The sequence below is a fragment of the Adlercreutzia sp. ZJ138 genome (assembly GCF_011038935.1).
Lineage (GTDB): Bacteria > Actinomycetota > Coriobacteriia > Coriobacteriales > Eggerthellaceae > ZJ141.
The window spans coordinates 92,883-119,424 of record NZ_JAAKEA010000005.1 but is presented as its reverse complement, the minus strand read 5'-3'; the positions used below and the strand labels follow the sequence as shown (position 1 = coordinate 119,424).

The 26,542-nt window shown below is 56.1% G+C and carries 24 protein-coding genes; 23 read left to right on the top strand and 1 reads right to left on the bottom strand.

The annotated features are described in order from the left end of the window. The first annotated feature begins 334 nt into the window (after positions 1 to 334). The 17 genes from G7Y43_RS03775 to holA all read left to right on the top strand — a co-directional run bounded on the left by G7Y43_RS03775 (position 335) and on the right by holA (position 18,779). The gene (locus G7Y43_RS03775; protein ID WP_165044235.1) at positions 335 to 3,196 is read left to right on the top strand and encodes an EAL domain-containing protein; all 2,862 of its coding nucleotides are present in this window, start codon (positions 335 to 337) and stop codon (positions 3,194 to 3,196) included. Between the two features lie 173 nt (positions 3,197 to 3,369). Continuing rightward, positions 3,370 to 4,149: a DUF5067 domain-containing protein gene (locus G7Y43_RS03770; RefSeq protein WP_165044233.1), complete on the top strand. Its 780-nt coding sequence runs from the start codon at positions 3,370 to 3,372 to the stop codon at positions 4,147 to 4,149. 93 nt (positions 4,150 to 4,242) lie between these two features. Further along, the gene (locus G7Y43_RS03765; RefSeq protein ID WP_165044231.1) at positions 4,243 to 4,662 is read left to right on the top strand and encodes an XRE family transcriptional regulator; all 420 of its coding nucleotides are present in this window, start codon (positions 4,243 to 4,245) and stop codon (positions 4,660 to 4,662) included. An 82-nt stretch (positions 4,663 to 4,744) separates the two neighbouring features. Further along, positions 4,745 to 6,025, top strand: coding sequence for a serine/threonine-protein kinase (locus G7Y43_RS03760; protein ID WP_165044229.1), 1,281 nt, complete (start codon positions 4,745 to 4,747; stop codon positions 6,023 to 6,025). Between the two features lie 397 nt (positions 6,026 to 6,422). Next, positions 6,423 to 7,010 carry a bifunctional pyr operon transcriptional regulator/uracil phosphoribosyltransferase PyrR gene (gene pyrR, locus G7Y43_RS03755; RefSeq protein ID WP_165044227.1) on the top strand — a complete coding sequence of 196 codons (588 nt, stop codon included), beginning with the start codon at positions 6,423 to 6,425 and terminating at the stop codon, positions 7,008 to 7,010. A 3-nt stretch (positions 7,011 to 7,013) separates the two neighbouring features. After that, entirely contained in the window at positions 7,014 to 7,958 is a 945-nt protein-coding gene (locus tag G7Y43_RS03750) for an aspartate carbamoyltransferase catalytic subunit (RefSeq protein WP_165044225.1), read from the top strand. Then, positions 7,942 to 9,234 (top strand): dihydroorotase, encoded by a 1,293-nt coding sequence (locus tag G7Y43_RS03745; protein ID WP_165044223.1) that lies wholly within the window; start codon positions 7,942 to 7,944, stop codon positions 9,232 to 9,234. Before G7Y43_RS03750 ends, G7Y43_RS03745 begins: the two co-directional genes overlap by 17 nt. 113 nt (positions 9,235 to 9,347) lie before the next feature. Beyond that, positions 9,348 to 10,145, top strand: a complete 798-nt coding sequence (locus tag G7Y43_RS03740; protein WP_165044221.1) for a dihydroorotate dehydrogenase electron transfer subunit — start codon at positions 9,348 to 9,350, stop codon at positions 10,143 to 10,145. Continuing rightward, positions 10,146 to 11,090 carry a dihydroorotate dehydrogenase gene (locus G7Y43_RS03735; protein WP_206215084.1) on the top strand — a complete coding sequence of 315 codons (945 nt, stop codon included), beginning with the start codon at positions 10,146 to 10,148 and terminating at the stop codon, positions 11,088 to 11,090. Next, complete coding sequence (gene pyrF, locus G7Y43_RS03730) at positions 11,084 to 11,812, top strand: orotidine-5'-phosphate decarboxylase (RefSeq protein ID WP_165044219.1); 729 nt, start codon at positions 11,084 to 11,086, stop codon at positions 11,810 to 11,812. Before G7Y43_RS03735 ends, pyrF begins: the two co-directional genes overlap by 7 nt. Positions 11,813 to 11,985: 173 nt before the next feature. Next, entirely contained in the window at positions 11,986 to 12,294 is a 309-nt protein-coding gene (gene mihF / locus G7Y43_RS03725) for an integration host factor, actinobacterial type (RefSeq protein ID WP_165044217.1), read from the top strand. 5 nt (positions 12,295 to 12,299) lie between these two features. Continuing rightward, positions 12,300 to 12,872 carry a guanylate kinase gene (gmk, locus tag G7Y43_RS03720; protein WP_165044215.1) on the top strand — a complete coding sequence of 191 codons (573 nt, stop codon included), beginning with the start codon at positions 12,300 to 12,302 and terminating at the stop codon, positions 12,870 to 12,872. A 7-nt stretch (positions 12,873 to 12,879) separates the two neighbouring features. Further along, positions 12,880 to 13,140 carry a DNA-directed RNA polymerase subunit omega gene (locus G7Y43_RS03715; protein ID WP_165044213.1) on the top strand — a complete coding sequence of 87 codons (261 nt, stop codon included), beginning with the start codon at positions 12,880 to 12,882 and terminating at the stop codon, positions 13,138 to 13,140. Between the two features lie 56 nt (positions 13,141 to 13,196). Next, positions 13,197 to 14,411 (top strand): tRNA uracil 4-sulfurtransferase ThiI, encoded by a 1,215-nt coding sequence (gene thiI, locus G7Y43_RS03710; RefSeq protein ID WP_165044211.1) that lies wholly within the window; start codon positions 13,197 to 13,199, stop codon positions 14,409 to 14,411. Positions 14,412 to 14,690: 279 nt separating this feature from the next. Next, positions 14,691 to 15,446, top strand: a complete 756-nt coding sequence (locus G7Y43_RS03705) for a ComEA family DNA-binding protein (protein WP_165044209.1) — start codon at positions 14,691 to 14,693, stop codon at positions 15,444 to 15,446. Further along, entirely contained in the window at positions 15,443 to 17,794 is a 2,352-nt protein-coding gene (locus G7Y43_RS03700) for a DNA internalization-related competence protein ComEC/Rec2 (RefSeq protein ID WP_165044207.1), read from the top strand. The genes G7Y43_RS03705 and G7Y43_RS03700 overlap by 4 nt, the downstream gene beginning before the upstream one ends. 10 nt (positions 17,795 to 17,804) lie before the next feature. Further along, the gene (holA, locus tag G7Y43_RS03695; protein ID WP_165044205.1) at positions 17,805 to 18,779 is read left to right on the top strand and encodes a DNA polymerase III subunit delta; all 975 of its coding nucleotides are present in this window, start codon (positions 17,805 to 17,807) and stop codon (positions 18,777 to 18,779) included. A gap of 134 nt (positions 18,780 to 18,913) precedes the next feature. On the opposite strand, the gene rpsT is transcribed toward holA, so the two are convergent. After that, positions 18,914 to 19,402, bottom strand: a complete 489-nt coding sequence (gene rpsT / locus G7Y43_RS03690; protein WP_165044203.1) for a 30S ribosomal protein S20 — start codon at positions 19,400 to 19,402, stop codon at positions 18,914 to 18,916. Positions 19,403 to 19,894: 492 nt separating this feature from the next. Between rpsT and lepA the strand changes: the two genes are divergently transcribed. The 6 genes from lepA (at position 19,895) to dnaJ (ending at position 26,533) form a co-directional block, all read left to right on the top strand. After that, positions 19,895 to 21,700: a translation elongation factor 4 gene (gene lepA / locus G7Y43_RS03685; RefSeq protein WP_165044201.1), complete on the top strand. Its 1,806-nt coding sequence runs from the start codon at positions 19,895 to 19,897 to the stop codon at positions 21,698 to 21,700. A gap of 3 nt (positions 21,701 to 21,703) precedes the next feature. Beyond that, on the top strand, positions 21,704 to 21,901 hold the full coding sequence (locus G7Y43_RS03680; protein WP_165044199.1) for a hypothetical protein: 198 nt from the start codon (positions 21,704 to 21,706) through the stop codon (positions 21,899 to 21,901). Positions 21,902 to 21,913: 12 nt separating this feature from the next. Then, positions 21,914 to 22,894: a tRNA dihydrouridine synthase DusB gene (gene dusB, locus G7Y43_RS03675; RefSeq protein WP_255464301.1), complete on the top strand. Its 981-nt coding sequence runs from the start codon at positions 21,914 to 21,916 to the stop codon at positions 22,892 to 22,894. Positions 22,895 to 22,963: 69 nt separating this feature from the next. Then, a complete protein-coding gene (gene hemW, locus G7Y43_RS03670) occupies positions 22,964 to 24,076 on the top strand; it encodes a radical SAM family heme chaperone HemW (protein WP_165044198.1) in 1,113 nt (370 codons plus the stop codon). Positions 24,077 to 24,350: 274 nt separating this feature from the next. Continuing rightward, the gene (gene hrcA / locus G7Y43_RS03665) at positions 24,351 to 25,364 is read left to right on the top strand and encodes a heat-inducible transcriptional repressor HrcA (protein WP_165044196.1); all 1,014 of its coding nucleotides are present in this window, start codon (positions 24,351 to 24,353) and stop codon (positions 25,362 to 25,364) included. Between the two features lie 35 nt (positions 25,365 to 25,399). After that, a complete protein-coding gene (gene dnaJ / locus G7Y43_RS03660; protein WP_165044194.1) occupies positions 25,400 to 26,533 on the top strand; it encodes a molecular chaperone DnaJ in 1,134 nt (377 codons plus the stop codon). The last annotated feature ends 9 nt before the right edge of the window (positions 26,534 to 26,542 follow it).

Genomic DNA, 26,542 nt, shown 5'->3' with positions numbered 1-26,542 from the left:
TCAAGAAGAGAATAGCAGTGACCGTTTCCTACCCAGTTTTACCGCTTCAAATCGTACATTTCGTAAAATAAGTTCCCGAAGCCACGGCTAACTTTGCTCAATCGCGCATTTCGCGAGTTTTTTGACTCTGGCCGGGGAGCCAGTTTCATCTGCGTGCAACCGAACACGCTGCCTGTCACTGACTGACCCGTGAGCAGAACCAGAAAGGCAGAAAGGCGGTAACCAGAAAACAGAGAAAAACTGTCATGAAAGATATCATCTCGTATTCTTGAAACGGTTATGATACGGGAAGAGTGTTTGTGACAAAACTATACATATGTCAGGAGGTAATCATTTGTATCCATTGCTGATCGTCCGAGTTGAGATCGTCTGCTTGATACTTCTGATATTTCTCGGCATTAACGCGCGCTATTATAAAATGGGAAAAGACAACGGCAGCTTTAAGAGGATGCTGTTCTTTGCCATTGGCCATGTTGTGTTTGACATAATCACCGTGCTGACGGTGAATAATCTGGACCAGGTTCCCATCTGGGTTAATTACATAGCCCATGTGGTGTTTTACCTGTTCGCCATTCTGTTTGCCCATGAGTTCTTCTGCTATGTGATCGCTCTGTCCTACCGTGAAAAGCGGATCCAGAAGATGGTAAGAATTCTGGGGCTTTCCCTGGTGGGGCTTTATTTGCTCCTTTTGCCGGTGCTTCCCATTGAGTATCTTCATGGCAACGGAACCAATTACAGCCTGGGGCCGGCAGCCATTGTGGGTTATGGCCTTGGCATGATATTTTTAGCCGGCAGCGCCGTAATCCTAACCGTGAATTTCAAAAAGCTGGCGCCCCATGTGCGAATGGCCTTGATTCCCATGCTTACTGTGATGGTGGCGGCGGAATGCATCCAGATTGTGGTACCCGAGCTGCTGATAACAGGCGGCGCGGCAACCGTTGTTACGGTGGCATTCTTCTTCTCCCTGGAAAATCCGGCTGATGTGTTTAGGCAGAAGCTGCTGATCGACGCACTCACCGGCGTAAAGAGCCGCAACAGTTATGAGCTCGAGATCCAGCAGATGGAGAAGGAGTTCGTTCAGAACCGGGATATCCGATTCGGGATGGTATTCTGCGATATCAACGACCTGAAGGAGGTTAACGATAAGTTTGGCCACCTGAAAGGCGACGATTATATCGGTGACATCGCTCAGATTCTGATGCGGGATCTGCAGGGAGCAGAAAGCATCTACCGTATGGGTGGCGATGAGTTTCTAGCCATATATCGCAATACGGATAAGGCGAAGATCCAGCAAGAGATCGATTCAGTCAATGCGGACTGCAAGGCCATGTCCGAAAAGGTACCCTACCAGATGAGCGTTGCTATCGCCTACGCCGTATCTGGCGAGGAATACGCCTCGTTGCGCAATGTGCTGCAGACGGCCGATTATCTCATGTACCAGAACAAGACGAACATGAGGCGGGAAAAATCCCGTCTGTCACAGGACGGACAGCAGATGAATGTTGCCGGCTTGACCGACCGCATCTTCGATGCCTTTGCTGCAACAGGTGGAAGGAACTACCTTTTCATGGCTAATCTGGCTACCAACGTTTCCCGCTGGTCTCAGGCAGCGGTAGATTATTTCGGTCTGCCCGGCGAATTCATTTATGATAACGCCACCGTTTGGATGAAGTATATCCATCCAGATGACCGCGCCGACTATCGTGCGGACATCGGCGCGGTCTTCAGCGGGAAGAAAAAGGAACACAATATAGAATACCGTGTTCGCAACAAACGGGGAGAGTATGTGGTATGCACCTGCCGGGGTAGAATTCTGAAAGGCAAAAACGGCGAGCCGGATCTGTTTGTTGCTACCTTAGTCAATCACGGCATCGGAGAGACCATCGACCCCATTACAGGGCTTCACAACGAGCGTATCTTGGTTCCCTACATGGAAAAGCTGTTGCAGGAGAAGACCAGGGCATCCTTCCTGACGGTGAAGATCTGCTCCTTCAGCAGGATCAATCTACTGTATGGCCACGCAACCGGCGATCAGATCCTGGGGCAGTTTTCCGTAATTCTAAGAAGGATCATTGGTCAAAAGGGACGGGTTTTCCGGATCGGAGAAACCAGGTTTACTCTTTGCCTGCCAGGAATGGATGCGGAGGATGTTTCCAGGCTCTATAGCAACCTAACAAATGCCGCCCGCTTCGAGATTACCATGGATTCCATCACCATTCCCTTAAGGCTGGCAGGTGGAGCCTTTACCGTGGATGAAGAATATACCGGCAGCGTCGCCACTGTTCGGAACAACCTGACCAGTGTGTTGGAGCGTTCCGAGCAAGAAGACCATGGCCGTCTCGCATTCTACAGCGATCCAACTCGAGGTGAGAGCCAGGTAGACTTCAAATTGCTGACCGCCATCTATCAGGACGCGGTGACGGAACGAAAGGGCTTTCGTCTGGAGTATCAACCCGTTCACCAAATGGATACCGGAGAGGTCATCGGGGCAGAGGCTCTGTTGCGGTGGCGGAGCGAAGAATTCGGCAAGGTGCCCCCGGGACAGTTTGTACCTTGGCTGGAAAACGATCCTTGCTTCTTCCAGGTGGGCTGGTGGATCCTTCGGAAAGCCCTCACAGATGCCCGGGAAATGCTGCCGGTGGTGCCTGAATTCGTGATCAAGGTCAATATCACCGTCTTGCAGTTGGAGGACGAACGGTTTAACACCATGGTGCTGGAGGTACTGCGTGAGACCGGTTTCCCGCCCCAACAGCTTTGTCTAGAGCTGACGGAGCGTTGCCGTGAACTGGACGAGGAATACCTGAAGTCTCAAATCGAGTTCTTTCACAAGTTTGGTATTCAGATTTCCCTAGACGATGTAGGCACCGGCTTCTCTTCCCTGGGTGTTTTGCTCAATCTCCCGATAGATGAGATTAAGCTGGACAAAACCTTCATCACGGATATACGCAGCCGGGAGGCTAATCAGGCGTATGTGGGCGCAATCGTGGATGCCACCCGCAGACTGGGCCTCCATAGTTGCCTGGAGGGAATCGAAGACCGGAAAACCTACGAATATCTCCGCTCTTTTGGCGCAACATGCTGCCAGGGATACTATTTCTCAAAGTCTCTGCCAGCCAGAGACTTTAAAGCCTATCTGCTAGCGGAAAAGAGGGGAGGCAACAGATTTAAAGAAACTTTGGAAAAGAGTTTTAGTTAGCGCTGAGGTATCCCACAAATTGCAGAAATCGCATGCTGTGCAACACAGCCGCGCCACATCAATCACCCATACAACAACCCTCATCATTAGCTGACAGCTAATGAAAACGGCCGCGATGATGCGTACCATACGCCTTGCATACAGTTGGCTTCATGATACGAAAGAGGGAAGAAATGGGTACAAACTCGAACTATCAGACGGATCAAACGGGATACCAACCTGCTCAGCAGCAGGCGGCACCTTCTTCAATGACGATCGCAGGCGTAGTTGGACTTATTGCGGGCATTGTTGCTCTCGCTACGTCTTTTATGCCGATTATCAACAACGTATCGTTCTTCGTTGCGCTCATTGGGGCTGTCTTTGCCATAGTGGGAATCGTTTCCTCAAGCAAGGGAAAGCGCAGGGGTAAGGCACTATCCATCGCGGCGCTGATCGTTTCCGCGCTTGCGGTTGTTGTCGTACTCGCTTCGCAAAGCTTTTACAGTGCAGCGATAGATGAAGCATTCAATTCCGGCGCAACTGATTCCGCACCTGCCGAAAGCACCAATGATGCATCTGGCGGCAGCAGCGAGGCAACCGAAGCACAAAAGGACGATGCGGCTTCTGCTGAGGTGCCGTATGTGGTGAGCATCGACAACTGCGAGCTTACAACCGACTATCAAGGCAACCCTGCCATCGTTGTCACTTACACGTGGACAAATAACAGCGAAAACGCCCAAGCTTTTGATGTGGCAATCGACGATAAGGCTTTCCAGAATGGCGTGCAGCTCGATTTCGCCGTGGTGGATGGCATGGACGCCTCGGCATCGTGGAACGAAGTCAAGCCTGGTTCGACCAACACGGTGCAGCAAGCGTTCTTGCTCGATGACCAATCGGATGTTACGATCGAATGCACCGAGCTTTTCAGCTTCGATAACACGATCATTGCCGAAAAGACGTTCTCGGTAGCGTAGGTGCTCGACTGATGGCAGGCACGTTCATCATACGTACCACAGTCTAGCGTCGTGAGTGCGCGTAACCCTAAACGGAAGAGAAGGAAACGGCGCGTGAAAGAGCCTTTAACCGATGAGCTACTCGAAGAGCTTTTGAGCGCGCCCGACCCTCACACGTTCATGCGAGGACACCGTTTGCATGCTCGCTCGCTTTCTGACTATCTACAGCAGCTCCTTGACGAAAAGGGTCTACGCCGCATCGACGTCATTCATGCGGCCGGGCTCAACGAAACATTCGGCTACCAGATATTCACCGGGGCACGCAAAGCAGGACGCGACAAGGTTTTGCAGCTCGCCTTCGCCATGCGCTTGACGCTTCGAGAGACAAATCGCCTGCTGAAGCTTGCTGGTTCAAACGAGCTCTATTGCAAGAATCGCCGCGACGCCATTATTATCTTCTGCCTGACGAACGGGTGCTCGCTGCGCGAAACAGACGACGAACTCTACCGATTCGGGGAAGACACTATCTGCTAATGCGTGGGCAGTAGCGTTTTTGACCACTTCAAAGCTAACTGAATCAGGGAATAAGGGAAAGGGGAGCGGGCAATCTGCTACCATGAACGCCATTATGTCTGAGCAGATTTCCCGATACCTCGATTCCCTTGCGCGCGACGAGTGTTACCGCGTGGATGCTGTGTTGAAGAAAAGTGCCTTCGAAACGACAGAGCGCGTGTGGTTTAAAGGCGAAAACGGCAGCGAGCAAGGTCCATTCATTCGCAAGCGTTTTCAAGATGATTCCGGCTTAGGAAGCGCATACGGCATTCTGCATGAGGCGCACGTGCAGGGCCGGCGTTTCATGCACATACCCTGTGTGCTCGATTGCTATCAGGCAGGGGAGCAGCGCGTTGTTATTATGGAGTATGTTGGAGGCGAAACCCTTACCGACGTGGTGTATCGCTGCGATCCTTCACTTGCGCTTGCGACCGACTTGTTCCCGCGTATCTGCGACGCGCTCATCGAGCTTCACGAGGGGTTTTCGCCGCCGCTTATTCACCGTGACTTAAAGCCGTCGAATGTTATTGTGTCGGCATCGGGTGTGTTCCTGATTGATTTCGGCATCGCGCGTGAATACAAGACAGATGCTGAATCCGACACCTGCCACTTTGGTACGAGGGGGTTCGCACCTCCCGAACAATTCGGCTACGGCCAAACCGATGTGCGCTCCGACGTGTACGCGCTGGGCTTGCTGCTGTTTTTCTGTCTCACCGAACGCATGCCCGACGCTACTGCGCGAGGCGCCAGCTTTGCTGATGCGCGCGTTCCCGAAGCAATACGACGCATCATCGAACGAGCGGCGGCGTTTGATCCGGCCGCCCGCTACGCAACGGTTCGCGAACTAAAGGAAGAGTTTCAGCAAGCGGCATCAGCGGTGGCTGCCACGTCTGTGCCATCGGCGGTAGCTGCTTCGTCCGCGCCGAGGGTGGTGCCACCCGCTCATTTAGACGTGGTAGCTGTCGTGCGGAATGCGCTTACACGGGGAAGTGAAATTCTTCGCAAACCCGTATCGAAAGTTCCCTTTGCGGCAGGTGTTGTGTGGGACGTGCTGCTACTGTTGACATTTCTGTTGTTCGCTGCGGCTTCGGTATCGGTTGCCGTAGCGCCTGATCCCAATGAACCTATCGCGAGCGAAACGCTTGCCTACCGCATTGTCGGCTCCGCATCGTTGTTATTCTTCGTGTTCGCCCCTGTGATCTACGCACTTCGTGACCGGCGACCCATCTCTCGTGTGTTTCCAAAGCTGCCTCAATTTACGCGCGGTATCGATGCGCTTCTCGTCGTAGCAGGATTTATCGCGTTGGTAGTTGTCATGTGCGTCCTCGAAATGACTGGAGTATAGGCGCAGGCGTTGCGTATTGGAGCTGGATTCTGTACCCCAACCAAACCCCGGCCAACCGGTCACCGCTACAAACGGAAGTTTTTTCGCAAATATACGTTTTCTCGCGAGCATCGGACGGTTTGCGTCTATACTGCAATCGTCCTTTAAAAGCGGTACAGAGAGGCCGACAAGGGAGCACCCGAGCGCTCGCGGAACAAGAGCGCGAAGCGATGAAGCCTTTGTCTGCCGCGGAGGCTTTTTTCATGCCTCGGCGGCAGAAGGTCGAACAAGAGGGATGCAAGCACGTGATTGCGCTCAGTGTTTTGCCCGATATGCTGGGCAAACGGCAACGCAAACCCGCACGCCATCCCGTTCGAACTGGTCAGTCTGTACGCACTCGATGCATGAAGGGGTGTGTATGAGCGACGCAAGTACGGTCAAAAACGTCTGCATGGACGCAGGCGAGATCGAGCGGTCGTTGACGCGCATAGCGCATCAGATCCTCGAGACCAACAAGGGCGCGAGCAAAATCGCGCTTGTCGGCATCGTCACGCGCGGCGATCTTCTCGCCAAGCGGCTTGCCGAAAAAATCGAGCAGATCGAGGGCACCAAGGTGCCACTCGGCAAGCTCGACATCAGCTTCTATCGCGACGATTTCGCGACGTATCTCTCTCCCGAGGTACATTCCACCGACATTCTGTTCGACATCGACGGGCTTGACATCGTACTTGTCGATGACGTGCTGTATTCAGGCCGCACCATCCGCGCCGCACTCGACGCACTCATGGACATCGGGCGCCCGGAATGCGTTCAGCTGGCCGTACTGGTCGACCGCGGGCATCGGCAGCTGCCCATTCGTGCCGACTATGTGGGGAAGAACGTGCCCTCTTCCTCAAGCGAGAGCGTAAAGCTCTATCTGGAGGAAGTCGACGGGCGTTCCGAAGTGGTTATCTCAGAGAACAAGCCGGGAGTGCGCGCAGGTTCCGCTCCCTTGGGAGGCGAATAGACTATGGCTTTCGATCATAAGCATCTGATCGACATCACCGAGTATTCGGCTGACGACATCATGACCATCCTCGAGACGGCGGCCCGTTTCAAGGAGGTGAACGAGCGCCGCATCAAGAAGGTTCCTATGCTGAAGGGCTTCACGGTGGTGAACATGTTTAACGAGCCCTCCACGCGCACGCGCTCGTCGTTTGAGATCGCCGAAAAGCGCCTGTCGTGCGACAGCCTAAACTTCGGCGGCAGCTCAACCTCTACAGTGAAGGGCGAGAGCTTGGTAGATACAGTGGCCACGCTGTGCTCCTACAAGATTGACATGATTATCGTTCGCGACCGTCATGCGGGCGTGCCGCGCAAAATTGCCGACGTTTCGGGCGCGCATGTTATCGACGCAGGCGACGGCAAGCACCAACATCCCACGCAGGCGTTGCTCGACCTGTTCAGCATTTGGGAAGCAAAGGGCGACTTCACGGGGCTGAAAGTTGGCATCGTGGGCGACATCGGACATTCCCGCGTGTGCGGCAGCCTGATTCCGGCACTCAAGATCATGGGGTGCGAGGTGACCGTTATCGCACCGCCTACCCTCATGCCGGCTCGCCCCGACGTACTGGGCGCCGATCATGTGACAAGCAACATCGACGAAGCGCTGCCCGAGCTCGACGTGGTGTACATGCTGCGTATCCAGCGCGAACGTCTGGAAGGTGCGCCGTACCCCAGCTTGCGCGAGTACAACATGCTCTACGGCCTCACGCAGGAGCGCGAGCACCTTATGAAGCCCGACGCCATCATCTGCCATCCCGGTCCTATTAATCGCGGCGTCGAACTTGACAGCTACATGGCCGACCACCCGAAGCGCTCGGTCATTCTGAACCAGGTCTATGCGGGCATCTTAACCCGCATGGCTGCACTGTACCTGCTGCTTGGAGGGAGCGAAGATGGCTTTGCTGCTTAAGAATGCCCATGTGATCGACCCGCAGGTTGGTCTGAACGAAACAACCGACATCCTGATCCGTGACGGTAAGATCGCGGGTGTAGGGCGCGACCTTATCATGGGAAAGGGTGTCGAGCGCGATCTTGCTGGCAAGATCGTTGTGCCTGGTCTGGTTGATATGCACGTACATCTGCGTGAACCTGGCTTCGAGCAAAAGGGTGATATCGCCAGCGAAACGCGTGCGGCAGCTAAAGGTGGCTTCACTGCAGTGTGCTGCATGCCGAACACGAAGCCGGTTATCGACAACGCGCTTGGCGTGGAATATGTGCAGGCGCGTGCTACAGCGGTTGGCAAGTGCCGAGTTCACGTGGCGGGTGCTTGCAGCCAGGGGCTTGCCGGCGAAACGCTTTCTGAGATGGGTGACATGCGTGCGCACGGTGCCGTTGCGTTTACCGATGACGGCCGCGGCGTACAGGGCGCGGGCATGATGCGTCGCGTGATGGACTACGCCAGCCAATTCGATTGCGCGGTGATGAGCCACTGCCAAGATGAGGACTTAGTGGGCGAGGGCCAGGTGAACGAGGGTGTGGCATCCACGCGCCTTGGCATGCTCGGCTGGCCGGCGGAAGGCGAAGAAATCCAGATCGCACGCGATATCGCATTGTGTCGCCTGACAGGCTGTCCACTGCATGTTCAGCACCTTTCCACTGCGCGCGGCCTTGAGCTGGTGCGCACTGCGAAAGCCGAAGGACTGCCGGTCACCTGCGAGGTTACCCCGCATCATATGTTCCTCACCGAGGATGCTATCGGTGACGACTACAACACCTTCCTGAAAGTAAATCCGCCGCTACGAACGGCTGCCGACGCGCAAGCGCTCATCGAAGGCGTTGCCGACGGCACGGTTGACGCCATTGTTACCGACCATGCGCCGCACACCCCGTTTGAAAAGGACCGCGAATTTGAGCTGGCTCCCTTCGGCATGACAGGCTTGGAAACCTCGCTGGCGTTGGTGCTTACTAACTTGGTGGCGGCGGGCACGATCACGCTCGAGCGCATGGTCGAGCTGATGGCGGTAGCCCCGCGCGCTATCCTGCGCGTTGAGCCCGTAAAGCTTGAAGTTGGCAGCACGGCCGACCTGACGGTGTTCGATCCTGACGTAGCTTGGACGGTGGAAGCCGATAGCTTCATTTCGAAAGCAGGAAACTCCGGGTTCATTGGCCAGGAGCTTACCGGACGGGCCACCGATGTCTATGTTGGCGGCTACGCAACGTTGGAGGATGGCCAAATCGTCGAATAATCGTCGAATAACGTGCGGAGGCTGTCGGGCTTACAATGCGCCCGCATCCGTTACGCATAAGCACAAACGCAGGGTGCCGTCAGTAAGGCGGCACCCAAAGGGAAAGGAAGAACGTGGCGCTTGTCAACGAATGCGCCCGGGTTGTCTCAAATGAGCAGCTTGCGGCAAAGCTCTACCTTATGCGGGTCGAATCGTCCGAAATCGCGCGGTCGATCTTGCCAGGGCAGTTCGTCCACATGAAGATAGCGGGCATGGATGACCATATTCTGCGCCGTCCGTTTTCGGTATACGCACGCAATGCTGAAGAGGGAACCTTCGATGTGCTTTATCAGGTTGTGGGCACGGGATCAGCCCGCATGACCGACATGGCTACCGGTGCAAACTGCGAGTTCATCGGCCCAATTGGAACGCCATGGCAGCCGCCTACAGGTACGCATCGCGCGCTCGTTGTTGGCGGTGGCGTGGGGGCTGCGCCGGTGTTCATGCTGTGTGAGCACCTGCTTGCTTCCGATGTTGACCTTACTGTTGTGCTTGGTGCCGCTACGCGCGACGCCCTTGTGTGCAAGGACCGCTACGAGGCGCTGCTAGGGCATGAACCGCGCTGCGCTACCGACGACGGAACCTACGGACGTGCGGGTTTCTGCACCTCGCTTGTGGAAGAGGCACTCGAAGAAGCGAACGCCGCAGGTCAGCCGTACGACTATGTCGCCGTGTGTGGTCCTGAGCCGCTCATGCGCATTGTCGCACGCATGGCGGCCGATGCGAACGTGCACTGCCAGGTTTCCATGGAGCGCCGAATGGCATGCGGCGTGGGTGCGTGCTTGTCGTGCGTGGTCGAGACGGTCGATGGCAGGCGTCGCTCATGTGTCGACGGTCCGGTATTCGATGCGAGAAAGGTGGTGTGGGCTTAAATGACTTGCAATTTTCAGCGCAAGCCGTGCGCAACGAGTGTACGCATGTCGGTCAACGTGGGCGGCTTGGAAATGAAAAACCCCGTAACGGTAGCATCGGGCACCTTCGCCGCAGGGCGCGAGTACCACGACTTCGTTGACGTAAGCACACTCGGTGCAGTAACCACGAAGGGTGTGTCGCTTCACGGCTGGGAAGGTAACGCGAGCCCTCGCATTGCTGAAACACCATCGGGCATGCTGAATTCCATTGGTCTACAAAACCCTGGCGTTGCACACCTGAAAGAACACGATCTGCCATGGCTTTCTCAGGTAGGGGCAACAGTTATCGCCAACGTGTCGGGGCACAGTTTCGACGAATACGTGGCAGTCATCGAAGCGCTTGAAGAAGCTCCTGTTGACGCCTATGAGGTAAACATATCGTGTCCGAACGTTGATGCAGGTGGCATGACTATCGGCACCGACCCGAAAAGCGTTGAAGCGGTGGTATCGCGTTGTCGTGCGGCCACGAAGCGCCCACTGATTGTCAAGCTCACCCCGAACGTGACCAACATCGCCGAGATTGCGGTTGCTGCCGAAGCGAGCGGAGCCGATGCCATCTCGCTCATTAACACGCTTCTGGGCATGGCTATCGACGCACACACGCGCAAGCCCTTGCTCGCTCGCGTGGTGGGCGGCTTGTCTGGTCCGTGCGTGAAGCCGGTCGCGTTGCGCTTGGTGTGGGAATGCTCGAAGGCCGTGCGTGTGCCACTCATTGGCATGGGCGGCATCAGCACCGGAACCGATGCGGTTGAGTTCATGCTGGCAGGCGCAACGGCGGTGTCGGTGGGAACGGCGAACTTCGTCAACCCCGCTGCGACAATAGACGTTATCGACGGCATCGCAACATACTGTGAAGACAACGGCGTCAAAGACGTCACGGAACTGATTGGAGCACTGGAATGCTAACGGTTTTCGACAACATCCCGGCACGCGAGCGCATTATTGTTGCGCTTGACTGCGGCATCGAAGAAGCATTCGACCTCGCCGACAAGCTTCAGGGCAAGGCAGTGTGGATGAAGGTGGGCATGACGCTGTTCTACGCGAATGGCCCCGCTATTGTGTATGCGCTGAAGGAGCGCGGGTTTAAGGTGTTCCTCGACCTGAAGTTCCACGATATCCCACATCAGGTGGAAGGCGCTGCGTATTCAGCGGCGGCGAGCGGCGCAGACATGCTGACCATGCACACTGTTGGCGGCGTCGATATGATGATGGCGGCGCAGCGCGGTGCTGAGCAATCAGCAGCCGAATACGGGCATGAAGTGCCAGCAACGTTGGGTATCACCGTGCTCACCAGCATGAACGATGCCGCACTCGCTGAAACCGGTGTGAGCCGCAGCATGGCCGACCAGGTGGTAGTTCTTGCTGAGCAAGCGAAGCGATCGGGTATATCCGGTGTGGTCGCTTCCCCGAAAGAAGCAGCTCGCTTGCGTGAGATCTTGGGTCCTGAAGCCTACATCGTCACACCGGGTGTGCGTCCTGCGGGTGCCGACAAGGGCGATCAAAGCCGTGTTGCAACGCCTGCCGATGCCTTTGCTGCCGGCGCATCGCACATTGTGGTGGGCCGTCCTATCACACAGGCCGCCGATCCCGCTGCAGCATTCGAAGCAATTGCCGCTGAACTTGCATAACTGATCTGCGTTTTCTCGCCGGAAAGCCGCATGCGCGGGACTTTCCGGCGTTGTTTTCTCTGAGTAATTGTGATGAGCGGCGAGATTTTCTGAAATTGCTTAAACTTTTCAAGAAATTGCAGGTTGAAATGCTATTATCTGGCAATCGTTTGCAATAGAAGGAGAGATACACAATGGCTATTCCCCAACTCAGTCCTGAAGAGCGTCAGGCCGCGCTCGAGAAGGCGAAGGCTGCCCGCATCAAGCGTGCCGAGGTTCGCGAGGAACTGAAGACTGGCAAGCTCAGCCTTGCTCAGGTGCTTGACATGAAGGAAGACGCTGTGGTTGGCCGTATGAAGGTTTCCACGCTTATTGAAACGTTGCCTGGTTATGGCAAGGCAAAGGCTGAGAAGGTTATGAAGGAGTTGCAGATTGCAGAAAGCCGTCGCCTTCGCGGCTTGGGTGAGCGTCAGCAAGCTGCTTTGCTGGAGCGTTTGGGCTAGGTTCCATGCGTAACGGCAACCTGTTCGTTATTTCAGGGCCATCAGGTGCCGGCAAGGGCACCTTGGTGGCCCAACTTATGCAACGCGTTCCTGACGCTTGGCTTTCCGTTTCCGCTACCACGCGCGATCCGCGCGATGGTGAAGTGGACGGCGTGCACTATCATTTTCTGACGAACGAGCGCTTTGAAGAACTCATCGCGCAGGATGGTTTTCTTGAATGGGCGTGCTACAGCGGCAGCTACTACGGAACACCACGTGAGCCAGCCGTACGCCATATGGAACAAGGCGTGCAGGTTATTCTCGAAATTGACGTGCAGGGTGCCTTCCAAGTGCGTGAAAAGCTGCCCGAAGCTCATCTGGTGTTCATCGAACCCCCATCAATGGAAGAGCTCGAGCGGCGCCTTCGCGGTAGGGGGACCGAATCGGAAGAGAGCATTCAAAAGCGTCTTCGTGCAGCCGAACTGGAACTTTCGCGCAAAATGGAGTATGATATACAGCTTGTGAATGACAAGCTGGACGTAGCAGCTGACTATTTGGTTGCTTTCGTCAATCAGCAAGCTGAGACTGACAGAGGTTGATGCATAAATGAGTATTATCGATCCGAAGATTGACATTCTTCTCGACCAGACAGACAATGACCGCTTCCTGCTGTGCACGCTCGCATCGAAGCGCGCACACGACATCAATGACATGATGCGCGGTCAGCGCGATCGAGCCATCAAGCTGCAGACCGCGGTGGAGATCGCGCGCGCCGCCGACAAGAAGCCGCTGGCTATCGCGTTCGGCGAAATCGCTCGTGGTGACGTTTCCTACGACTCCGCTTCGATCGACGTCACCTATCACTAGGATAACGACAGTGTGCGCGGATGAGTGTTCGTGCACACGCTGTCGCTTGAACCGTCATGACTGAATTCCAACGCATTATTCTCGTGCATTACCACGAGATCGGGCTCAAAGGCCACAACCGCGCGTCGTTTGAAATGCGCCTGTTGAAAAACCTTGAAGCATTACTCGCCGACTATCCTGTGGTGACCATTCACCGCATTTCTGGTCGGCTATTGGTATTTCTACGCGAAGGCACCGATCGTGAAACCGCACTTGCGGCAACGGATTTGATAACGGCGGTACCAGGTGTTGCGCGTGTATCATGCGGGTACAAGTGCGAGCGAGATATGGCTCTTATGTCCGAGGCGGCGTGCACGGCACTTGGCGAGGTGAAAAGCTTCTGCTCGTTTAAGGTGGCTGCCCGACGTAACCACACTGATTTCCCTACGTGCTCCATGGAAATGAATCGCCTGATTGGGGCCGCACTGTGCGATGCGTTCCCCGAAAAGCGCGTGCAGATGAAAGACCCCGACGTAACCGTAGGCGTGGAAGTGGTGCAAAACGCTTCATACGTGTATGCGAAAAGCGTGCCGGGCATTGGTGGTCTGCCAGTTGGCAGCTCGGGGCGTGTGATGTGCCTGCTTTCGTCGGGCATCGATTCGCCGGTGGCCCTGTGGAAGCTTGCTCGACGCGGTGCGCTGTGTATGGGTATCCACTTTTCAGGGCGTCCTCAAACCTCCGACGCAAGCGAGTATTTGGTTGACGACATCGCACAGGTGCTCGAACACACGGGGTGTATAGCGCGCGTGTTTGTGGTGCCATTTGGCGACTACCAGCGCAAAATCGCACTTTCAGCACCGCCTGAGCTGCGCATTATTTTGTACCGACGGCTCATGTTTATAATTGCCGAACGCGTGGCAAAACGCCAGCGTGCAGGAGCACTGGTTACGGGAGAAAGTCTCGGTCAGGTGGCGTCGCAGACACTCGACAACATCCGCGCAACCGACGATGCCGTTGATATGCCGGTGTTTCGCCCGCTGATTGGCACCGATAAGCTGGAAATCATCGCAGAGGCAAAACGCTTGGGTACCTTCGATATTTCGTCGCAGGATGCCCCTGACTGCTGCACGTTGTTTATGCCGCGAAACCCCGAAACTCACGCGAAGCTTGATGCGGTACGTCTCGCTGAGGCGGCGCTTCCAATTGATGAGTGGATAGAGGAAATCTTAGAGAAGGTAGAATGCCGGGAATATCACTGTCCCGCCTGCTCACCGAAGAGCGCTGCGCGTTAGCACATTATATGAGTTCTTATTCTCCGTACATCATCTGTACGACCTGAAACGCTCGTTCGTGAAGCAATGAACTTTGTCGATTGCTTGTGTGATCTGGGATATTAGATTCCTGCAAGATTTCTGCAAGAAAACCGTTGGAAGCCTGCTGTTTTTGGCAGGCTTTTTCATGCGTTTGTACAAATTCGCGGCAGAATAACGTTCTTCGTAGTGTAGAAATCTGCTACGCATCGCGAGTACTTGACAGATAAGCTCCTGACAGTACGGAAAGGAGCTGCGCACATGTCGTTTCAAGAGCAAGCGGAAAGCATTCGGGCAAAAGCCCATCTAACGGGAACAAAGCTGCCAGTGCTCGTGGGTATCACGGCGATCGCGCTGTGTGTGGTAACACTCGTATCGTTTGGGCTGTTGCGCGCATGCACGAACGATGCGTTTTCCATCAACGTTGCAGAAGGAGCGACCGCCCCAGAAGCGCAAGCACCCGAACAGAACACCAACGACAAAAACGGCACAGAAAACGCCCAAGACGCTTCTTCAGCCGGTTATTCCGCCGATGACACTCAACCAGCCTTCATTTATGTCCACGTAAGTGGTGAAGTTACTCAACCAGGTGTGATAGAACTCGTAGAAGGCGCGCGCGTGTTTGACGCGGTGGAGGCGGCAGGCGGTTTCACCGAAAACGCAGCCACGTCCTCGGTGAACCTTGCGCGTGTGCTGCAAGATGGGGAGCAGTTGTACGTCGCAAGCCTTGAGGAAGCGGTACAGGGGGCACCAGGCGGTGCCCCGAGCACATCGGGTGGCGGGGCGGCAAAGAGATCAAATCCTTCTGCATCGGCAGCGCAGGGGACACTGGTGAACCTGAATTCAGCTGATGTAACCGAATTAGAATCACTTCCAGGTATCGGCGAAAAAACAGCGCAGCGCATCGTCGATGATCGCGAAGCGAATGGCCCCTTTGCTTCGGTTGACGACCTGACGCGTGTGTCGGGTATCGGTGAAAAGAAGCTCGAGGCCATTCGGGAATTTGTATGCGTGTGAGCGGCACATCTCAGCTGCCCACTGTATCCGCTCCGCGGCCCGACGTGCCGCCATTGCTGTCGTTCTCGCTTGCCCTCTGGCTCGGTGCTGCGCTTGCCTACAACGGCGCTCAAGCCGCGACCGCGCGAAGCTGCTTTGTTGTAGCCATAGTAAGCGCGGTACTTTGCCTGGTGGCGCTGCTTATACATTGGAAGGCGGTGCGGGCGTTACCAATGTTGCTTGTTGCGGGCTTGCTCGGCGGTGCGGGGTGGGCTCTCTCGTGCGGTGGTTTACTGCATGGAGACGAAGCTCGCACGCCCACTGGTGGCACAATCGAGCTGCGCGCGATAGAAGACGCACGCGACTTTGGCTTTGGTCCTGTGTTCGCAGCCGAGGTGCTCACTGGGGACGGAGCCGGTTTACATGTGCGAGCGTGCCTGCCCGAAGGCGCGCAAACGCCGTTGTATGGTAATCGGGTGGTGGGCGACGCTTCATGGAGCAATGTTGGAGAGTCGGGGAAAGATCGCGCATGGTCGGCTGGTCTGTCGCACGACATAAAACTGAGCTCATGTGAAATCAAACAAGAGCAAGGGGTTTTCTCAGCCATATCAACGGTTCGCACCCGTGCGATTTCGATGCTCAACGTACAAGCAGAACCTGGCACGGAATCGGGTTCTGCGCTGCTTCAAGCGCTCTTGTGTGGGTATCGGGGTAACTTATCCGACAGTGCTCTGTACGATGCGTTCAAGACAACCGGCCTTGCGCACCTGGTGGCTGTTTCCGGTGCCCACCTCAGTATTGCTTCGATGGCGTTCGGCATCGTGTTACGGAAGCTTCGCACAGGACGAGGTGTGCTTATCGGAGCGCAGGTGCTGTTTCTGGCGTCGTTTCTTGTTCTGACCGGCTGTTCTCCTTCGTCAGTGCGAGCTGCCATTATGGCAGGTGTGTCGCTTCTGTCGTTTTTTGCGGGCAAACGGCATGCATCGCTTGCGGCAGTGGGCTTGGCAGTAGTGGCGTTCATTCTACTGGATGCGAAGAATGCGGTGTCGGTGTCGTTCACGTTGTCAGCGTTGAGTACTGCTGGCATTGTCATGTTCGCGCCGCTGTTTTCAGGGTGGGTTGACCGCGTGCAATTCGCACCGATTCGTGTCGCTTGTGGCCCGGTTGTTATAACGCTTGCATCGTCGGTACTCACCGGTGCGTATTCGGCGGCACTCTTCTCGCAGACGTCGCTTGTCGGCCCACTTGCCAACGTGCTTACTGCGCCGTTTTTCCCGGTGTTGTGCGTTGGTGGGTACGTAAGCTGTGCGGCCGGACTCACGTTTCCTTTCACAGCACATGCCTGTGTGGGAGCAGCGTGTGTTGCGGCAACGTGGTTCAACAATTTGGTTCAAGCATGTGCCGCCATACCTCATGCAGCCATTCCGATATACGCGAATCCGGCGGTGTGTTTGGCGGTATCGGGCGCTTTTGCTGCGGCACTATGGATGGCCTGGCCAACGAGGGTTTCGGTGCGCACGGCATCAGCGCTTCTTGCCGGCGCAGTTGTGCTCTGCGTGGTGCCGTGGGCGGTGTCTGCGCGATGCTCTGACGAAGTTGTCATGCTAGATGTGGGGCAGGGCGATGCATTTCTGGTGAGAAGTGAAGGAAGCGCGGTACTCATCGACACGGGAACCAACGACGCAATGTTGCGCGAGGCACTTGCCCGACATCGGGTACTCTCGCTTGATGCGGTTATTATCTCGCACGGGGACGACGATCACATGGGATCACTCGAGGATGTAGCGAACGTGGTAGAAATCGACAACATACTGGTGGCAAACGACGCCTTTTCCTGTGCTTGCGATTCTTGCGAGCGTCTGCTTCATGCAGCGAGCTTGGCGGCACGTGATGGCTCGGTTTTAGGACTTTCGCCAGGAGATGAGATTGAGGTGGGCAATTTTTCCTTGTCGGTAATATGGCCTGACTCATTTTCCGATGAAGGGGGCAATGCTGACAGTCTGTGCTTGTTAATGACGCATAACGTAAGCTCCACCGACACCACGCGCTCAGCAACAATGCTATTCACAGGAGATGCCGAAGCTGAGCAGCTCGAATACATGATCGATGAAGAGCGCATAGGAAACGTTGATGTGCTCAAGGTTGGCCATCACGGTTCGCGTGCGTCGCTGACCGACGAGGTAGCACGTGAGCTTTCGCCGAACATCGCACTCATAAGCGTAGGCGAGAGTAACCGCTACGGGCATCCGGCCGACGAGTGTCTTGCCATACTTGACGGTGTTGGTGCACAGGTGTTTCGCACCGACGAACAGGAAGATGTTTCGTGCACGTTCGAAAACGATGGCACAGTGCGGGTTCAGGTGGGATAGAATCGCTGCCATGGCCAATGCTTCCAAAGACACTCCGCTGCTTCCTGTGTACCTCATTGTTGGTGAGGACGCTTTGAAGCGCGATGCGGTACTGAAACGGTTACGCACGCGACTTGAGTCGAAGGGTGACTTGGCGTTCAACTCCGATACATTTGACGGTTCCACGGCGGTGGGCACCGACATCGTTTCTGCCTGCAACACAGTTCCATTTGCCAGCGACGTTCGCTTGGTAGAGGTGAAAGCCGCAGATCACCTTAAAGAGGCAGATATCGACGCGCTGGTATCTTACGTGAAGAATCCGTGTGCCACCACGGTGCTCGCCCTTGTTGCCGACAAGATGGCCAAGAACAGGCGGTTGCGCAAGGCGGTTGCTGCCGTAGGGAAGAGCTCAGTCATCGAATGTACGCCATTGAAGCGCTACGAGCTGCCCAAAACCGTGCGCTCCATGGCGGTGTCGCATGGTTTTACTATGACCGATCGCGCGGCAAGGCTGCTCGTTGATCTTGTTGGTGAGGACACGGTTCATCTCGATGCCGAGGTTCGCAAGATCGCGCTCGCACATTTTGGCAAACGAACGGTTGACGAGCGCGACGTAACGGCAGTTGTGCAGCGTACTGCGGAAGCGAAACCCTGGGAGTTTGTTGACGCCTTCACTTCGCGCGACATTCGTGCTTGTATGGATTTGTTCGGACGGATGAGTTCTGCGTCGCCCTATGCGCTCATGGCAGCGTGCACGGCACGGGTACGCGAGCTAATCTGCGTCCAATCGCTCACTAAGCGCGGGCAGGGCATAAGCGTTGCCGATGCTCTTGGTATGCCTGACTGGAAAGTGAAACATCATGCCGCGTGGGCGCGGGGCTTCACAGAGCGCGAGCTGAGGTGTGCGCTCATATCGGCATGCGATGCAGAGCGCGCCATGAAAAGCGGAGCCGACGCGCGCACGGCGTTTCTTGATTGGGTGCTTTCGGTAATTGTCCGAAAGTAATTGGCGCCGACTTGTGTCGACGCCAATTCAGCTCAGAGTATTTCTCTGTAACGCTTTGAATGTATGCGTGGTCTTTCGAGCCTCTCGTAACTACCGTAAACGACGTTACTCAACCCTCGTCTCACCTATAAACGCTATTCGGCAGCCTCTTCGCCTTCGGCAGCTTCGGCCTCAGCGGCTTCCTTCGCCTTGCGGGCAGCAGCCTCAGCCTCCATCTTCAGCTGCTTCTCACGACGAACAGCCTTTTCCTCGGCAGCAGCGACTACGGCAGCATGCTTAGCAGCCTTGCGGGCGGCCTTCTTCGAACCGGTCTTCTGCGGCTTCGGCTCCGGCTTCACATACGCGGCACGATCGGCGTCGGTAACCACGGTGTTTGCGAGCATCATGATGCCCGACTTACGGTTGGCGGCCTGGTTCTTGTGGATAACACCCTTGGAAGCGGCCTTATCCATCAAACGGCAAGCGGCCAGTGCGGCAGCATACGCCTCGGCACCATTGCTGGCGGCCACAGCGTCCTTCACGCGACGGGTGGCGGTCTTCAGCTGCGACTTGACGGCGCGGTTGCGCATGCGGCGCTTCTCGTTGGTGATAATACGCTTCTTCTGGCTCTTAATATTTGCCATGTCGTTCTCCTTCGAAACGATGCGGAACAATACGTGCGAACCGGCGACGCGTGTCGTTTCCCCATCCGAGAACCGGCAGAGCGAAAGCATATGCAGTGTGTGGAGGTGAAGGAAGGCAAAGAACGCGCAACCACAACGTGAACAGCCGCCCTACAGCGAATGCACGTGCGCGCGATCTCGTTGGCAAGCCACTGGTTTTCCGACTCACCGCAGGCCTTCGGCCCTCCAGCAACGCACATCCTTCATGCAGCCATGTCTGCGGATTCGCGGATAGGGAATATCGCGCGCAGGTGTCGCTGGTTTACGCAAGGCGATAGATTATCAAATTGAACGGGAAAAATCCATTTATTCTTCCGAATCAACGTTTTTCCATATTGAAAACGGAACTGCACGCAATCCATAGGGTAGAATATCGCAACATTGACGCTTTGCGCCGCCGAAGATTTTGTCATCGGCTGGTGACACGAATAGAGTTGATCGAAAGATAAGGTTATGGCGAACGACCCAACGCATATTAGAAACTTTTCCATCATTGCGCACATCGACCACGGCAAGTCGACGTTGTCCGACCGCGTGTTGGAACTTACAGGCACCGTGGCCGCACGCGACATGCAAGCGCAGCTGCTCGACTCCATGGACATCGAACGCGAGCGCGGCATCACCATCAAAAGCCAGGCTGTGCGTGTGAAATACACGGCCGATGATGGTGAGAAATACCAGTTCAACCTTATCGACACGCCCGGTCATGTCGACTTCACCTATGAGGTGAGCCGAAGTTTGGCCGCATGCGAGGGCGCTGTCCTTGTAGTCGATGCGACGCAGGGTGTTGAGGCGCAAACGGTGGCTAACGCCATGATGGCTATGAACGCGAACTTGGAGATTATTCCGCTCATCAACAAGATCGATCTGCCTGCCGCCGACCCCGACCGCGTACGGGCAGAAATCGAGGATGGCCTGGCCATTCCCGCCGACGATGCGGTGCTTGCAAGCGGCAAAACAGGCGAGGGCGTACACGACATGCTCGAAGCGGTGGTCTACGGCATCCCTGCACCAACTGGGGACGCACATGCCCCCTTACGCGCGCTCATCTTCGACAGCTACTTCGATGCCTACCGCGGCGTGGTAGCACTTATACGCGTGGTTGACGGTCACATTGCAAAAGGCGATCGCGTGCGTATGATGGCCACTGGTGCCGAGGTGCTCGTTGAGGAAGTTGGCGCGCGCCGCCCTGCCGAAACGCCATTACCCGAGCTAACTGTGGGCGAGGTGGGATATCTGGTCACGGGGCTTAAAGACGTCCGTCAGGTGAAGGTGGGTGACACCGTAACCGCCCTGCACGGTGGCGTCGACGAGCCGCTGCCGGGCTATCGCGAGGCGAAACCAATGGTGTACACGGGTTTGTTCCCCATTGATGGCGACCAGTACGAGCCATTAAAAGAAGCGCTTGAGAAGCTGTCGCTGAACGATCCGGCACTTGTCTGGGAACCCGAAAAGTCACATGCACTGGGCTTTGGCTTCCGCGTGGGCTTTCTGGGGCTATTGCACATGGAAGTTATCAAGGAGCGCCTCGAACGCGAGTTTGGGCTCGACTTGCTGGCCACCGCGCCGAGTGTTGAATACCGTATACACAAGCAGGCAGGCGAAATAATCACGATTCATTCGCCCCAAGAAATGCCTGATCCTGGCGAGATCGTGATGGTGGAAGAACCGTATCTGAAGGCGAAGATTCTCATTCCGCCCGACTACGTGGGCGCGGTGATGGACCTTACCGTACAGCGCCGCGGCACCTTCGTTACGATGAACTACCTTTCACAAACCACAGTGGAGATGCTGTGGGAGATTCCGCTCTCCGAGCTTATTTTGGACTACTTCGACAAGCTCAAGTCGAGTACGAAAGGCTACGCCAGCCTCGACTACGATTTCGCAGGATACAAGCCATCCAAGCTGGTGAAACTTGATATTTTATTGTCGGGCAAACCAATCGATGCGCTGTCGTTTATCGTACACAAAGACAAGGCGTACGATCGCGGACGGGTACTGTGCGAGAAGCTGAAGGAGATCATTCCGCGGCAACTCTTCGAAGTACCCATTCAAGCTGCTATCGGCGGGCGCGTGCTGGCGCGCCAAACGGTGAAGGCGAAGCGTAAAGACGTGCTTGCGAAATGCTACGGCGGCGACATTAGTCGTAAACGTAAGCTGTTAGAAAAGCAGAAAGCCGGTAAAAAGCGCATGAAGGCCATCGGCAATGTGGAAGTGCCCCAAGAGGCGTTCATGGCGATTCTAAAGGTGGACGATTAGCCCATGACAAGAAAACGCGAAGAATACGACTGGCTCAACGACCCCTTCGACGAGAAAAAATGCGCCGAAGAGCTTCAGCGCGCCCGTAGATCAAAGGCAACGGGATGCCTGGTTGCCTTTGTCGCCGTAGTGGCGGTTGCGCTGCTCGTCGCGCTCGGTATCGGCGTTATTGGCGCGCTGAGTAGCGGGCTTAGTTTCTAGGGAACGCGACGCGTGACGTTGTTTGGGAAATACAATGTACTGCTCGCGCCCATGGCGGGCGTGAGTGACATCGCGTTTCGCACGTTGTGTCTGGAACAAGGAGCCGATCTGGCGTTTACCGAAATGGTGTCAGCGAAGGGACTGTCGTACGCCAACGAGAAAACCCGAAACCTGCTGGCGCTGGCCGCAGGGGAGAAAAGCGTTGGTGTGCAATTATTCGGCCATGAACCCGACACTATGGCAAGTCAAGCGGCGTGGATTGAAGACGTGATGGGTCAGACGCTTGCGTACTTGGATATCAATATGGGCTGCCCCGCGCGCAAAATCGTAAGCAAGGGTGACGGCAGTGCCCTCATGCGCGAACCCGATCTTGCGGCCAGCATCGTGCGGGCGGTAAAGGAGGCTGTCAGCCATCCGGTGACGGTGAAGTTCCGGCGTGGCTGGTCGATAGGCGACGAAACGGCACCGCAGTTCGCGCAGCGCATGGAAGATGCCGGTGCCGACGCGCTTGCTGTGCATGGGCGCTACGCCGAGCAGCTGTACCGCGGCAGTGCCGATTGGGGCACCATCGCGCGTGTGAAGGATGCAGTTCGCGTACCGGTTATTGGCAACGGAGACGTGCGAAGCGGTACCGACGCCGTGCGCATGCGTGACGTGACCGGCTGCGACGCCATTATGATTGCGCGTGCTGCTGAGGGGAACCCCTGGTTGTTCTCCCAGGTAAAAGCGGCGCTTGCGGGCAACAGCGAACCATGTACACCAACCGTCGAGCAGCGCTTACGCATGGCGCGTCGCCATGCCCAGTTACTGTCACAACGTGAGGGTCGAAACATCGTGCGTATGCGCAAGCATGCCATGTGGTACGTGGCGGGCCTGCCGGGCGCGGCGTGCGCACGCGAGCGCATCAACCACTGCTCAACGCTTTCGGATTTCGACGCTGTGTTCGATGAGCTGCTAGAAATCGCTGAGGGAAGCAACGCGGAGCGCAGGTAAGAAACGCTAGCTGGTTTCGCCAGCCCAAAGCTTACCGAAAAGCACCGTATCAACAGAAAGGATCCACACATGCCGCATGATCCGTATAAGGCGCTCTACCTTCATCTGCCGTTTTGTGTGCAGCGCTGCGGCTACTGTGATTTCACGACGCGCGCTGTTCCAACCGGTTCGACCGAGATCGACGAGTACGTGGAGGATTTGTGCTTGCAAATCCGCCGTAAGGCGAAAGAAGGCGAGCTCACCGAGGTGAAAACGATATACATTGGGGGTGGCACACCGAGCCATGTTGGCACCTCAAGGTTGTCTATGCTGCTGTACACCTTGTCGCTTTCCCTACGGCTTGAGCCAGACGTAGAGTGCACTATGGAAGCGAACCCCGAAAGTCTAACCGAGCGTATGGTGCGCGACATCTGGGCGCTGGGCGTAAACCGCTTATCTATCGGCGTGCAAAGCTTTAATGACAGCTTATTGGAAACGCTTGGTCGCGCGCACAGCGCCGACGATGCCCGGCGCGCCATTGTGGCGGCGCAAGAGCGCTTCGAGAACGTGAGTATCGATCTTATGTGCGGACTTCCTGGTCAGAGCGCCAATAACTTTCGCGCAAGCTTGGAGGAAGCCGTCTCGTTGGGCGTTACACATATAAGCGTGTATCCACTTACTATTGAAAAACATACGCCATTCGCGCGCATGGTCGCGTGTGGTCAGTTGGAAGAACCCGACGATGATATAGAAGCTGAGCACATGGAGCTAGCAGAAAAGGTACTCGGACAAGCGGGGTTTACGCGCTACGAGGTTGCCAGTTACGCTCGTCCAGGTTTCGAGAGCAGACACAATACGGCATACTGGACAGGCGTGCCGTATTTAGGGCTTGGGCTTGCGGCCACCACTATGACGCAGAATTCAAACCGCCGGATGCGCATGCAGGACGGGCAGGTTACCGATGATCTTGACGCGCGGCAGATGGCGGCAGAAGACCTGATGCTTGGCATGCGTATGTCACGTGGAGTAAGCGACGAGCGCGTTGCTGCGGCAAGCGCACTTCTGCCCGACGTACGTACAACGTTTGAAGAGCTTGCTCGCGATGGCTTGGCTGTGCACGAGCACGGGCGTTGGAAGCCGACCAGAACAGGGTGGCTTTGCGGCAACGAATTATACGGTCGCTTGTTCAACCTTGCACCGTAAAGCATCCTGGGGCTACTTTCGTCTCGCTGGGTTCTGGCAATCCCGCTGGCAACCCTTTAGAAACCCCATTCACATTCATGTCGAATTCGCGCGTTTCAAGCCCGAATGTGGCGCTCGCGTTGAATTTTTCCTCGCTGACCATTCATATTAGCACTCGCGCTTGTCGGCTGCTAAAATAGCGTTTCACATACAACGTCGATCGCGCCAGTGTCTTAATGGAGGGACACTGCGGGCGGTTGTGGCATGTTTTGGATTCGACGCAAAGGGAGGTGCCATGCTTTCTGACCGGAGACAACGCGTTCTAGCAGCGCTTATAGAGGAATATGTGGCACGCGCGCTTCCCGTTGGGTCGCGCACACTCGTGGAGCAGTACCAGCTGGGTGTGAGTTCAGCAACGGTGAGAAACGAGCTATCGGTGCTCGAAGAAGACGGCTACATCACGCAGCCGCACACCTCGGCGGGTCGCATTCCTACCGACTACGGATATCGCGCCTTTGTTGACCGCCTGTTTCAGCAGGGTCTTCTGCCACAGGAGTCTCCGTATGCCGCAGCGGTTGAACGCATGCGCGCCAGCGCCGCCGAGCTCGATTCGCTGCTTGAACAAACCTCGCTTGCGCTTTCTCGCTTCACCGACTGCCTTTCTATTGTTATTGCGCCAAGTGTTATGGACATGCGCATCAAGCAGATATCGGTGATCTCGCTGTCGCCGCGCAAAGCACTTGTAGTGGTGGTCACTGAAGACGCGCGTGTATTTAACCGCCAGATGGAGTTCTCAACCGACATTTCCCCTGATGATCTCGCTCGAGTACAAACCCTGCTCGCCGAAATGTTCTCGGAGCGCTCGCTTCACGAAATGGAAGAGCGCCTGGCACATGGCTTCAGCACGGCAGTTGCCGACCCACTCGTGCGCATGGTTCTCGAAGAAGTGCTCTCATGCCTGCAAGAGGGCGAACTCTCGCGCGCTCGCAGACTCGGTGTAAGTTCACTTTTGTCGAAACCCGAGTTCAGCCACTCGCAATCGCTCATTCCGGTGATGGAAGTACTCGAGGATGACACTGTGCTTCTGCAAATTTTTGATGATGCGGCACATGCAGGAGGTGCGTTACCAACGGTGCATATCGGAAGCGAAAACGTGGCGGCGGGTCTCTCGGGCGTATCGGTGGTTGCCAGTAGTTACGGCGAAGGCGCGGCAACCGGCGTTGTGGCAGTTGTTGGCCCTACACGCATGGACTATTCGAAGGTCATTCACGCGGTGCAGGTTGCAAGCGCCGCTTTACAGGATAGATAGCCGAATCTTCACACGGCAAGGAAAGGTAACGTTTCATGGCTCAGGATCTTTATGAGGTGATAGGCGTCGCGCGCGATGCGTCTGACGACGAGATAAAAAAGGCGTTCCGTCGCAAGGCGCGCCAGCTCCATCCCGACATCAACAAGGCACCCGATGCCGAAGATCGCTTCAAGGAACTCAACGAAGCCTATGATGTGCTATCCGACCCTGCGAAGCGCGCCCAGTACGATCGCTTCGGCACAATTCCCGGTGCGGCGTCGGGTGGTTCACCCTTCGGCGGCGGCTATGTCGATTTCGAGGACCTGTTCGGCGGGGGCTTCGGCATGGGCGATATCTTCAGCTCGTTTTTCGGCGGTAGTGGCGGACGGACGACCACGCGCACGGAAGGCCGCGACATGGGAGTCGGTTTGCGGCTGACTCTTGAAGAGGTTGCGTCAGGCGTGAAGAAGGAAATTGTTTACGACCGCTTGGCACCGTGCGCCGATTGTGATGGTACGGGCTTGGGTGAGAACGGCCGCGAGGTTGTGTGTCCCGACTGTAACGGGCGCGGCCGGGTAGTTACCGTGCAGCACACGTTCTTGGGCGACATGCAAACAGCATCACCGTGCCAGACATGCGGCGGCACGGGCAAGTCGATCGAAAACCCGTGCCCCGAATGCGACGGGCAGGGCAGGGTACCCGATCGCCAGCGCGTCACCGTGGAAGTTCCAGCCGGCATCCGCGACGGCCAGCAGCTGCGCATTACCGGATTCGGAGAGGCCGGCATGCATGCGGCTCGATCGGGTGACCTTATTGTCACGTGCCGTATTCAACAGCATGAATACTTCGAGCGTGAAGGCGACAGCCTGCATACTCGCGTAAACGTGTCTATCGCACAAGCTTCACTGGGTGCCGAAATTGAGATCGACGGCATCATGGAAGACGAACGCATTAGCGTGCGTATCCCCGAAGGATGTCAAAACGAACAGGTCATTCGCGTGAGGAACTACGGCATGCCGCGCTTCCGCAGCGACGCACGCGGCGACATGTATGTGCACGTAAACGTAGTGGTGCCGAAGAAGCTGACGAAGCGTCAGCGCGAGATCCTTGAGCAACTGGCAGCTGAGATGGGTGAAGACGTAGCGGATGCGCGCACGCCTTTCCAGAAGTTGCGCGACGCATTCAACTAACAGCTCCAC